Consider the following 11,984-nt stretch of genomic DNA (forward strand, 5'->3'; position numbering starts at 1 on the left):
AGAAAGATATATATTACCCTAAGCATGTGCAACTTATTATTTTATGCTCTAAAATATATTTTATACCAAAATAACACTTATATCAATATTGATATAAACGTTATTGCAATAAGACATATAATAACCGCATAATCCTTTGTTTTCATATCCACCTGGTTGTAGTGAGAACGCGGGCCTGCACCAAAACCTCTCACTTCCATGGATATCGCCATTTTTTCTGCTTTTTTTACCGATGATATCAATAGAGGGATGGCAAGCGGTATAATAATAAATAATTTTTTGAATGGGTTTCTTGTGTCCGAATCATACCCTCTGGATTTTTGTGCCTGTAGGATTTGATCCATCTCTTCCATAAAAGTCGGTATAAATCTCAAAGAAGTAACAAACATAAATGCATATTTAAAAGGAACCTTACATTTTTCAGTCAGTACTACAACGATATCTTTCATCTGCGTCGTGGTCATCAGAATGGGTATAGTAGAAGTTGTCGCCAACATCCTAAGCGCCAGGACAGCACTGTATTCCAAACCTACATCGGTGATTCTTCCGATGTTTACAAAAGGGATGATATAAAAAAGTGTATTTCCTTCTGTCACGAAAAATATTTGAAAAAGTATTAATAATAAAGAAAATATAAACAATCCTATAATTGCGGGCAATACTTGCTTTAAAACTTTGGATAATGCTGCTACGGCTAAATTGCTGATCAACACTAATAATATGGCAGCGGGCTGATTAAACATAAAACATATGGTTAATACAGCAATGGTCCATAATATTTTGGTAATGGGATTCAATTTATGCATCACCGTATTTGCGGGAATATATTCAACCAATGCCGGCATTTTTTTCACCTTCAATCAAATAAATAACTTGTTCATACATTTGTTCGGCGGTCATCATATCTTTGAAATAGCCTTTTTTGTGAAATTTTTGTGCCAAACTTAGAATTTGCGGACAACTAAGCTTTGCTTGTTTCACACTCTCATGCTTGACAAATACTTCTTCAGGTCTGCCATCCTCTAAAACAACACCGCCGCTTAAAATGACGGCCCTTGATGCATACTTCGCTACCAATTCCATATCATGGGTAACCATAATGATGGTCTTTCCCATCGTATTCAATTCTTGAATCATCTCCATGATTTCAATACTTTCCTGATAGTCCTGCCCTGTAGTCGGTTCATCCAATACGATAATATCTACATCCAAAGCAAGAATAGATGCAAGCGCCACTCTTTGTCTCTGTCCTTTGCTCAAAGAAAAGGGATTCACATCAAGGAATTCTTCAAGGCCTACTCTTTTCGCAGCTTTTTTTATTCTTGTCTCCATATCCGACTTGGATAGTTTTAAAACCTTCAAACCAAAGGCGATCTCTTCATAGACCGTATTACAAAAAATTTGGTGATCGGGATTTTGAAATAAAAAACCGATATGCTGGGCTAATCTGCTGGTTTTATGTCTTCTGGTATCCAGTTCCTTCACCATCACCTTGCCGCCCGTTGGCTTGAGCAATCCGTTGAAGTGTTTTAACAACGTGGTTTTCCCTGCACCGTTCTGCCCCACAAAAGCAACAAATTCACCTTTGCGGATGTGTAGAGAGATATCTTTTAAAATGTCTTTTCCGTCTATATAACCAAATGTAAGATTCTCAATCTTAATCACTGAAATCTCCCCTTATCCTGCAATACTTTACTTACAACCAAATAGGCTTCGTCCACATTGATCGGAAATTCACCATGATATAAGCCTTTTTGTTTCAGCATATACGCCAGCTGTGTCACCGGCGGACAGTTTACTCCAAGCCCTTGGAGGGTATCCTGCCGGGAGAGCACTTCCCGGCAGGGACCTTCTATCGCTATCTTTCCTTTGTCCAGTACAACCAAGCGGCTGCAATATTCAGCAAGGTACTGAATTTTTTGTTCTATGATAATGACAGTAATGCCATATAGTTCATTAAGGTTCTTCAGAGTCTCATAAATTGCAAGCGTTCCTTGCGGATCCAATTCAGATGTGGGCTCATCCAATACCAGAATTTTAGGACGAAGCGCAATGGCCGCTGCTATGGCTACCCTCTGTTTTTGTCCACCGGACAATCTCGCAGTAGAATAATTCCTCAATTGGGAGATCCCCGTCATCTCTAATGCTGTTGTAATTCTTTCTTCCATTTCATATCTCGGAAGATTCAGATTTTCCAATCCAAAAGCAACTTCATCCTCTACAACCGTCGCTACAATCTGCGCTTCAGGATCTTGAAAAACACTTCCGATAGAACCGGCTAGGGCTACACAGTCATTGTCAACCGTATCTTTCTGATCAACCATGACACTCCCATAAAAATCACCTTGATAAAAGTGAGGAATAACACCGTTCATACATAAAGCCAATGTTGATTTTCCTGCTCCTGTAGGCCCTGTAATTCCTATAAACTCACCTTCATGAATATCCATATTGATCTGTTGGAGCGAAGCTTTTTTGGAATTTTGATATATAAACGTTAAATCAGAAATTTTTAAAATACTACTCATCATTCTTCCCCAATGCCATTTTAATAGGATAATATAATACTTGTGCCAAAACTGAATTCACTACCGCAGTCACCACTACTACAGTTAACAAATACGTAAACGCCGGGTTCTTAGGTGTTTCGATAAACAGAATCAAGAATTTAAGAATGGTAATATAGGTTAATCCACTGGCAGCGGTACCTAAAAATGTTACAACAAATGGCTTTAATGAGTACTTGCCTCCTAATGAAAGCTTAAACGGCGCCATTACCAATAATCCGGCTACAATCGCACCAATAGGTTCACTGGCAAAATTAATATAAGGAATGAGCGATTTCGTAGTAAAATGACATACCGCCGCTGCAACAATCCCTATGCCGATCACTTCTTTAAAAGAAGGCCTGATTAAAAGAATTGCCAAACAATACATTCCGATAACAAGATTGGGAGTAATCCCGAAAAATGGCGGTGTATACAATCTAAGTACCGCTCCGGCAGCAATCAATATACCCGCCAGCACTACATCTACCGCTTTTAGTTCTCTCTTTTTCACTTCTCTTTTTACTGCTGTTTCCATCATTCATCAACCTCCAAAATATTTTTTGTTAGTCAGTCTAAGATAAGGTATTTGGGGCTGAGTGATGTTTATAACCAATAAAATAGCAGTAGGATGAAAAATCCTACTGCTGATATTCTCTAAAATATTTCAGCTAATGCAGACTCATCTCTTCTCATCTCAACTCAGCTATATAATTTTCTCTCATCTCATCTCGAACCTAACTAGTTATTTATAGTATAAATAAAAGCCTCAATATTGTCAATCATTTTTAAATATTATTCTGATCTATCAACATGATGAAAGCTTATTTATGATTCTCTACAAACCAATCTATCAAACTCCTCGAAATACTGATATGATTAGGAATCTCCGGAAGATTTTCCGCACCAAACCAGCCTGCATCATCATTCTCAGTTCCGTCAACAGTGATTTCTCCACCTGCGTATTCCGCCGTAAAAGCAATCATCATTGAGTTGGGAAACGGCCATGATTGACTTCCGAAGTACTTGATATTTTTTACCTCAATGCCCATTTCCTCCATTACTTCTCTTTTTACACAATCCTCCAGCGCTTCACCCGGTTCTACAAAACCGGCGATGACACTGTACATCTTATGGGTAAACCTTTTAGCGTGGGCAAGTAAAATCTTTGAATCTTTTACAACCGCAACGATAATGGCCGGTGAAATATTTGGGTAACTGAGCAGTCCGCACGCCGGACAGATCTTTGCCCTTTCATCTTGTTTAAAATTTGTTTCTTTTCCGCATCTGCCGCAATAGCGATGAGTCTGATCCCACAATAAAATCTGATATGCCCGTCCCGCAAGCAAAAACAGATGATCATCCACAGTACCGAATAGTGATCTTAAGTCTTTCCAGCAAAGTTTTGAGGAATTTTCTTTGCTATCACTGATTTGCGCAAGGTAGCAATGCTTACCCTCGTACAACCCCAGGTATTGTTTGCGCTGTAACGAAATGTTATTCTCTATTAAAAAATCATTGGATGGAATGGTCACTTTTCCATCGTCTGCCGGTACTACCATGATTTTATTGTTGTCAAAAACCAACCACAGCGTGTCTTTATTAGGCTCATCTTCACAGAGATAGGCAGGAACATACTTTTCATAGATACTTGATGTTATCATAGACTTTTATACCTTTCTTCCATAAAATATATTAATTATAACAAATATATATCAAGCAGTGCGCAAAGTCAATAAACATAAGATAAGCTGGTGAATGAAATTAAAAAGCTAGTCTTCTTAAGCCTTCTGTAGACTTTATGCTTAATACTTCTTACTTAGCGCATCTTTTATTATTTCTCTATATGTTGATCCTTTACTTATCAGATCATCTATTCTTTCCTTAGATATGCCTAAGTTTTCTAGGTTAGCAATTAGTTCTGTATTAGGAAAAATAAAGTCTAATTCCTCTTGTGATATCTGAGTCATATCCTCATATGTATAGCTTAGATTATATAATATGATACTCTTTTCTGAGTCAATCCCTTGTTCCAGTAATCTGTTTTGTTCTTCTTCTGAGCATGCAAAAAAATCAAATCCTCCGCCATCTAAATGTGTTCCCGGAGCAAATATTATGTCAATTTGCTCTTGCGCTAAGGATAACATTTCTTCTTTATCAAATCCTAAATTTTCTAATGTATTTCTCATTTTTTCTGTAATTCCTTTTTGTTCCAATCTCTTCAATAATTCACTCTTTGAATTTTTTTCTTGCTCTAACTTTCTTAATTTATTATCTTCAATTCTATTATCTATTGTATTTTCTTTGTTGCTCTCTTGCCCTAATGTGTCTTCAGCAGCTCTATTTTCAGAAGTGCTATTTACTTGAGCTTCTTTATCGAGATCTTTATTCATATACACAGAAGATGAATTAATATTTTTGTCTGCTTTCTGACATGACGATACCATGATTACTAAAAATATTATTCCAAATAAAATCTTAATAACTTTTCCCATAGAAGCCTCCTCACCACTTTTAGAATTTATTTAATATTTTTATGCTACAAGTTCGTTGTTTTCTATTCCATAATAGTAAAAAGGAATGTGTATACCAAAATTATCTTTATTTTCTTTCTCTGTCCGCATGAATATGATATCTCTGTACCTAAGTATCTCTTCAACTCTTTTCCTCCATACACTATAAATCTATTGCCTTCATATTGACCTTCTGATTTTGCCTTATATTTTCATAATAATGCTTATAATATAATAATTCTTATATACCATGATCTACGATCCACACCGTATCTTCATCATCATATATCTCATACCTAAATGTTTCCCAATACCATTGAGAATGACGTATATTCTGTTGATTATAGCCATCTACTAACTGAACTGTCATTTCTTTAGTAATATTAGTTACATTACTATGTCCATGAGCCGTATACTCTTCATCAAATTCAAAATAATCTGCACCGAAGTAAGTCTTCCATGCCTCAGGTAAATGCATTCTTATCCTAAATTCATTTTCATTCTTACTATAGTTTATTAATTCTAAGCTCACTTTTATTGTTACTTCTTCTTTATCTGAATGTGCTAGGCTAACTTTCGCATCTACTAAATCAATAGTCTCTAAATTATCTTTTAAAAGCCAATAATAGGTTGATCTAACAGTATTCAATGAGTTCCTCATTATAGGCAATACTATTGTGATTAGTATTAAAAATATCAGGATTTTATTTTTGCTGGCAAATCTCTCTAACTTAAATAAACCCCGTATCCCAATAATAAACAAAATGAGTGGTATTAATCCCGAAAGATAGATTACACCATTGCCTAGCCTTATTGGCCTTATTATATATTGTATAATTGAATAAGAATCGTGCGGAAGTCTTTGGGTTAGTAAAACCCCGAAAAATATACTTCCCAAATACTTAAGTAATCCTTTATTGTCCTTACTCACTTCCATCCCCCTATTTGATTGATTACGGTTTCTATCTTTTTCAATATAATAACTATCCTTTAAAAAGCCGGACAGCGGCAATAATTTGTATTGCAGCCATAGAACCCATGAAAAGACTTGAAATAAGCTCACTTACAGAAAAATTCCGTATAAGTCCTAGTACAAGTACAATGGTAGTCTATACGCCTCCAATCAGAAAAATCCAACCTAAGCGTCCAACACTTTCACTAAATAATTTATAGCCGTATATAGTGAGAAATGCTATTATTTCATTCTTTATAAAAGCAAGTTGTTACAACACAGCCTAACCTGCATTACCTCCAGAAAGACCGTTTCACCCGTAACTTTATCTATTCCCTTTTAATATATTATTATATAGATGTTTTTGCCAGTAAAAAAGTTCCGTAATCATTAATAGATATACTCTTATACTCTCCTCACTATCCACTCCCCACTAAAGCAAAATATTTCAAACAAAACGTTTAATGTATTTGATATAGTTTATTCTCTTACTCCGAAGCCTTAAAGTTATATACCGGCTTAATAATATCCAGTATTTCAACAGTATCGTTAATATTATTTATAATTTCCTCCATTGGTTTGTATGCCATAGGGGCCTCATCTACAGTGGAACGGTCCACACACGTTGTGTAAATCCCTTCCATAGATTTTTTGTATTCTTCCATGGAGATTCTTTCTTTTGCAGCGCCACGGCTCATCAGCCTTCCGGCTCCATGGGGAGCCGAATAGTTCCAGTCGGCGTTTCCTTTTCCTATGCAGATCAGCGCACCATCCCTCATGTTCATGGGAATAAGTACTTTTTGCCCCTCATAAACAGCAATGGCTCCTTTGCGAAGGATTTTCGCCTGAACTTCGATATAGTTATGGATAGTGGTAAAACGTTCCGTCTCATCTACCTTCATATGACCCAAAATCTCATCTACAATGGCCAGTCTGTTGAGAACGGCATACTGTTGCACGATCTCCATATCATGAAGATAATCATCGAATAGATCACCCTCCACATAAGCCAATTGTTTGGGTACCTTCATATAATTAAGTTTCTTTAGTTCATCTTGTATTTCATTTTTTCTTCCTTGTTCCTTCAAATCCTCAATAAGTTTCTGCTTCTCTTTTGATTTTTTGTTCAAGCTGTTGAAAGCAGTCTTCTGATAATATTCCGCCACTTGCTTTCCCAGATTTCTGCTCCCTGAGTGAACAACCAGCCAGTACTTGCCCTCTTGGTCTACATCCACTTCTATAAAGTGATTCCCTCCGCCCAAGGTTCCTACACTTAGCTGTGCTCTCCTGAAATTAACATGCTTTAAACATCTTAGGTCCTCAAGTCCGGCTTTTTTCTCATACTTATGAATCTTAGACCGTATATCGAAACCTGATGGTACATTTTTTCTAATCACACTATCCAGCGCTCCCAAATCCAGTTTGCGGACTTTTAATCTTACTGCTTCCATTCCACACCCAATATCCACCCCCACCAGATTGGGCACAATCTTGTCTGAAATGGTCATTGTCGTTCCAATCGTGCATCCTGCTCCGGCATGCGTATCGGGCATGATTCTTATCGTACTGTCTTTCACAAATTCTTGATTGCATAGCTCTATGATTTGTGAGACAGTCTGTTCTTCTACATGATCTATGTATACTTTTGCAGTATTATATTTCCCTTTTACTTCTATCATCTGTTTTTCAACTCAATTCGTAATAATTTCAGGCGGACAAATCAGCCCGCCTTTATAAGCCAGCGCTTACTTGCTCACTTTGCATTCATTAGCCTTATTTGACAGCAGTGCATTAAGCTGTTCAATCAATGTGCCGCCACCTGTTAGAGAGATATTCCCTATTTTATCACAGATTTTTTCCAAAAACTCCAGTTCTTTTAATCTGAACAATGTCTGGTTTTCTTCCATCAGCTTTGCAGTGTTTAAAAGGCTTCTTGTCGAAGCAACTTCTTCCCTCCTGGTAATAACATTCGCCTGTGCCTTCTTTTCGGCAATGAGCACGGTATTTAATATTTCTTTTATGTCTCCGGGCAATATAATATCCTTGACACCTGCAAATAAAAATTCCACACCGTAGCTACTGCTTTTCTCCTTTAACTTCTCAAGAACATAGCTTCCTATCTCCTGTTTCTTCAAAAGAAGATCATCTAGTTTTAAAGCTCCTACATATTCCCTCAAAATCAACTGCAAAACTATGTAAAGTTGTTCCTCGAAGGACTTTATCTCAACAATTTTTAACGGATCTGTGACCCTGTAATGGCATACAAAATTTAATCTCAATGTAATCTTATCTTCCGTCATAATCTCCTGACCGGCCATATCCAACTGCTGCTGTCTTAAATCCACATTCTTTACGACAACATGTACAGGACTTTTCCAGAAGAAATACCTACCCGGCTCTAAAGTTTTTTGTGTTGCATTGTTATAATAGAGAATGCCTTTTTCATGATTTCCTACTTCATAATAACCCACATGCGCTGCAAGTTTAGGGCTATTGTAAATAGAGGCATCAATATCCGGTTTTACTTCAGGGTTTCTAATGTCTACAACAATAAAGTCATGGTTTTTAAGTATGTTCCAGAACGCATACTTTCCGGACTTAAGTACCTCTACAAGTTTACCGTCTTCAAAATGAATGACAATTTCATAATCCTGGACATCTATCACTGTAAGCTCCTTCAAAAGCTCCGTATCCTCAAGAAACAGGTTTATATTTTTACCTGCCGAATCAAAGGCTTTATTTACATCAGACACAGCAACTCTATATTTAATAAATGGATTAAGATAATGTTTGCCCGGCATTAGGCACTTAATATAGTTGCCATCCCTAAACAATAAACCTCTTTCATCATTCTTGATAATTACCTTCATTTTGACCACCCTTTCATAAAAAGTATCAGTTGTTTTTGTAAACCTTTTTCAAGAATCCTCCCGTAACGTCGGCGGAGTGCTGCTTAAGGATATTGCTTACAAATCGTTGCACATGACTTCATGCATATTTTAGGTACTGCTTGATTCATTTGCAATGAAGATTCACCTACAAGGATAGGTTTGCCATACCCGGTATCCGCACACTTCAAGGCTTAAGTTCCGGTGTTTTCACAAAAAAATCTGCAAAAACCTGAGGACTCTTTTCAAAGGTACCTGTGAAATACCTCGAGTGACCGTCGAGCGCTAAACCATAGCAATCAGATCCTTCATCTGATGGGGATTCGAACCCCTTTTCCTTGCCTTATGCTCTACCGCTGAGCTAATTACTTTACAGTAATGGAGGAATCGAACCTCCGACACTAAGGTTCTTGAGTTCCACCTTTTCCCGGCATACCTCTTATGACTATGGTAAAAGGCACCGCAAGACCTTTCAGAAATCTTTGCATTGGGAATGGGAACAATTTTAGTATACGAGAATAAATTACCAATTAACAGACAAAAAGTTTGCAACCTTTATCTCGTTGCAAACTTTTTATCTGTAATATAAGCTTATTGATTTCTTAACTCTTACTATAATCTCATCAATAATTTTTTGAGGGGAAACTACTCTTACATATGGCCCCAGCGAAATGATGCTCCGGATGAGATTTTCCTCTTCAAATAAATAATAATGGAGTCGTATCTCATACTTGTTATTCCCTAAATTTCTTGCAGTTCTCTCCATCCCGGAAAAGCACATAAAACACCTTTCCATTGCTGCCTTTTTATCCGTAACTTCCAGGATTATCGGCTCTTCTGAATATTTCTGCTCAAACAACAACTTTTTTGCCGTCTCTCTATCGATGCCTACTTCTTCATCCACAACCCTGAGATCCGACAAAGTAAAAATATTGGCCATGATGGGACGGTTATCATCCAAAGAATACATGGAAACACGGAATCTCTCATCCCTCATAGCGTACTCGATATTGACGGGTAAAGCCAGCTTATTTGTATATACATTACCCCTTTTATCTGTATTGCTATACCTTATGGGTTTTTCGCGTATGAGCGCGTCCAGTATAATCCGGAAATTCTCTTCATATGTTTCCCGATCTACAATTGCCGGTAGTTTTATTTTATTAGTCTGTTCAAAATATTCATCTCTTATCGGAGTTTCAAAGTCATCTAGTTTCTCTCGGAGCTTATCCAATGTTTCTTTCCGCAGAACCATTCTTACTCCATCCTGCTCTAAAAAGGCCTTCAACCAGGCTTTTTCAATTTTTGAAAACCGGACAGGAAGAGGCGGCTTGCCGGCGGTTTCAATAGAAGGATATAACATACCGTCCGTTTCAGTTAATAAGTTTAAATTCTCGTCACTACCACACCTATTTAATATAAGATCTGCAAAGGACTGTTGCTTCTTTCCTATGACCTTCTGCTCAAATTCCCCTTCGTCTACTATTCTCAGCATTTCACTTTTTGCCTTTCCATCGGCACATTCGTTGATAATCCTGAATACTAACTGAAAGTACCTGTTTTTAACCTCACTAAACAATTCCATAAGATAAAAGCATCTCCTTCCAGTCGTTAAGAATTTTTTCTGCCAATTCTGCACTCTCTAAAACCCTTACATACCCTGCGTAACCTCTAATCCAAGGAATAAGCTCACCACTATCGTTGACCCGGATGCTTATATGATATCGCCCATCTTCTATTTTCTCCAATATCCCATTAGGTGCCTCATTCATAATTTTTTCTATAACATAGTCTTCCGTTTGTTCATCAATCAGCACTTCAAGTTTTATATTCTCAGGCTCTTTGCCGCTACCCAGGGATACACTGGACCAGCTGCAGCACATCTGCTTGTGGTATTCTTCATCATAATTCTCTTTTTGAAACGTATCCTCTGATATTTCTACGTTTTCTATTCTGTCAAGTCTTGATACAATACACTTTTTATAGTTATCGAAAGAAACTAAATAGAATCTTCCATGCCGGACATCGTATCTTATTTTATACGGGCTTAAAATCTTACTACCGGAACAATTATCTTTATTTTTTGGTGAATGATAGAAAAGCTTTATTTTATTTCCCTGATGTATAGCATTTAAAATCTCCCACAATACTTGTTCTTCGATTATAGGATGAAAATGCACATATCTGTAGTTGAAATAATCAATGTCATTACCACCGGCATTCCGTTCGTAACGTATATAATCCTCCAGGGTCTGTATACAGAAGTAGCCTGCAGTTACAGGAAATATAATATTTTTATACAGGCTGACAGCGGTAAGTAATTCCCTCAGTTCATTATTATCAAGTTTTTCAAGTATGTCAGGCGCTACAGAATAGTATTTTTTTCTCTTTACCACTTCACATGAGAGAATTTCAATGCCTTTAACCATTTCGGTAAGCTTTCTTTGAATGGTCTTACTGCTGATTTTATCAAAGGATATATAACCGCCCTGAGCAAGCCCATATTCTATTGTACTTAGCGAACACGGAGTTTTTTGTGCCTGGATATATAATAGAATAAAGAAATAGGTTAACAAGTCGGTACGTGTAAAGCTCTTTGTCATATAGGTGTTTACAAGAAAATTATCCGAATGCCTCATAAAATCATAGGTCAGGCTTAAAAGCTTATATCTGCCATCCTTATCCACCTTGATATATTTCTCTTCTATATACTGCTGGATTCGCCGCATTTCATAGCTGACCTTCCTTGAACTCACATTTCTTTTGTTCTCCAGCCCATCTCTCGAAAAGCATCCGTAAAGAAAGCAATCTCTAAGTATATCCCTTATTATATTATAATGTTTTATAAAGTCATTAAACATGAAACAGCTCCTCACCAGAAATCATGCCCTAATTCTACCATAAAAAGTAAGCCACTTGCAAACACAGGCACCTGTACCACTTCTAGTTTTAGGATTTTTAGCTTTATAGCTGTCTTTTACCTTATTTTTGTTATTCTTTCATTTGAATCAATGATCGTTAGCCTTGTTGTATATTTCAAAAGCATGTTTATCAAAACATACCATAAATACTTTCTCAATCCCCG

11 protein-coding genes are annotated in these 11,984 nt (G+C 36.9%); all 11 read right to left on the bottom strand.

Annotated features, from left to right (window positions below):
- Positions 1–77: 77 nt before the first annotated feature.
- The 11 genes from QKW49_RS06215 to QKW49_RS06265 all read right to left on the bottom strand — a co-directional run bounded on the left by QKW49_RS06215 (position 78) and on the right by QKW49_RS06265 (position 11,760).
- Entirely contained in the window at positions 78–845 is a 768-nt protein-coding gene (locus tag QKW49_RS06215; RefSeq protein WP_282866690.1) for an energy-coupling factor transporter transmembrane component T, read from the bottom strand.
- The gene (locus QKW49_RS06220; RefSeq protein WP_282866691.1) at positions 829–1,665 is read right to left on the bottom strand and encodes an ABC transporter ATP-binding protein; all 837 of its coding nucleotides are present in this window, start codon (positions 1,663–1,665) and stop codon (positions 829–831) included. The genes QKW49_RS06215 and QKW49_RS06220 overlap by 17 nt, the downstream gene beginning before the upstream one ends.
- The gene (locus tag QKW49_RS06225) at positions 1,662–2,528 is read right to left on the bottom strand and encodes an ATP-binding cassette domain-containing protein (RefSeq protein WP_282866692.1); all 867 of its coding nucleotides are present in this window, start codon (positions 2,526–2,528) and stop codon (positions 1,662–1,664) included. The genes QKW49_RS06220 and QKW49_RS06225 overlap by 4 nt, the downstream gene beginning before the upstream one ends.
- Positions 2,521–3,087: a tryptophan transporter gene (locus tag QKW49_RS06230; protein WP_282866693.1), complete on the bottom strand. Its 567-nt coding sequence runs from the start codon at positions 3,085–3,087 to the stop codon at positions 2,521–2,523. Before QKW49_RS06230 ends, QKW49_RS06225 begins: the two co-directional genes overlap by 8 nt.
- A gap of 283 nt (positions 3,088–3,370) precedes the next feature.
- Entirely contained in the window at positions 3,371–4,210 is an 840-nt protein-coding gene (gene nudC / locus QKW49_RS06235; RefSeq protein WP_282866694.1) for an NAD(+) diphosphatase, read from the bottom strand.
- 141 nt (positions 4,211–4,351) lie between these two features.
- Positions 4,352–5,041 carry a hypothetical protein gene (locus tag QKW49_RS06240; protein ID WP_282866695.1) on the bottom strand — a complete coding sequence of 230 codons (690 nt, stop codon included), beginning with the start codon at positions 5,039–5,041 and terminating at the stop codon, positions 4,352–4,354.
- Between the two features lie 259 nt (positions 5,042–5,300).
- Positions 5,301–5,990 (bottom strand): hypothetical protein, encoded by a 690-nt coding sequence (locus QKW49_RS06245; protein ID WP_282866696.1) that lies wholly within the window; start codon positions 5,988–5,990, stop codon positions 5,301–5,303.
- A 509-nt stretch (positions 5,991–6,499) separates the two neighbouring features.
- The gene (locus QKW49_RS06250; protein ID WP_282866697.1) at positions 6,500–7,690 is read right to left on the bottom strand and encodes an RtcB family protein; all 1,191 of its coding nucleotides are present in this window, start codon (positions 7,688–7,690) and stop codon (positions 6,500–6,502) included.
- Between the two features lie 66 nt (positions 7,691–7,756).
- On the bottom strand, positions 7,757–8,881 hold the full coding sequence (locus tag QKW49_RS06255; protein WP_282866698.1) for a slipin family protein: 1,125 nt from the start codon (positions 8,879–8,881) through the stop codon (positions 7,757–7,759).
- 592 nt (positions 8,882–9,473) lie between these two features.
- Positions 9,474–10,484 carry a WYL domain-containing protein gene (locus tag QKW49_RS06260; protein ID WP_282866700.1) on the bottom strand — a complete coding sequence of 337 codons (1,011 nt, stop codon included), beginning with the start codon at positions 10,482–10,484 and terminating at the stop codon, positions 9,474–9,476.
- Positions 10,471–11,760, bottom strand: coding sequence for a WYL domain-containing protein (locus tag QKW49_RS06265; protein ID WP_282866701.1), 1,290 nt, complete (start codon positions 11,758–11,760; stop codon positions 10,471–10,473). Before QKW49_RS06265 ends, QKW49_RS06260 begins: the two co-directional genes overlap by 14 nt.
- Positions 11,761–11,984: the final 224 nt, after the last annotated feature.

The sequence above is a fragment of the Petroclostridium sp. X23 genome (assembly GCF_030013905.1).
Classification (GTDB): Bacteria; Bacillota; Clostridia; order SK-Y3; family SK-Y3; genus X23.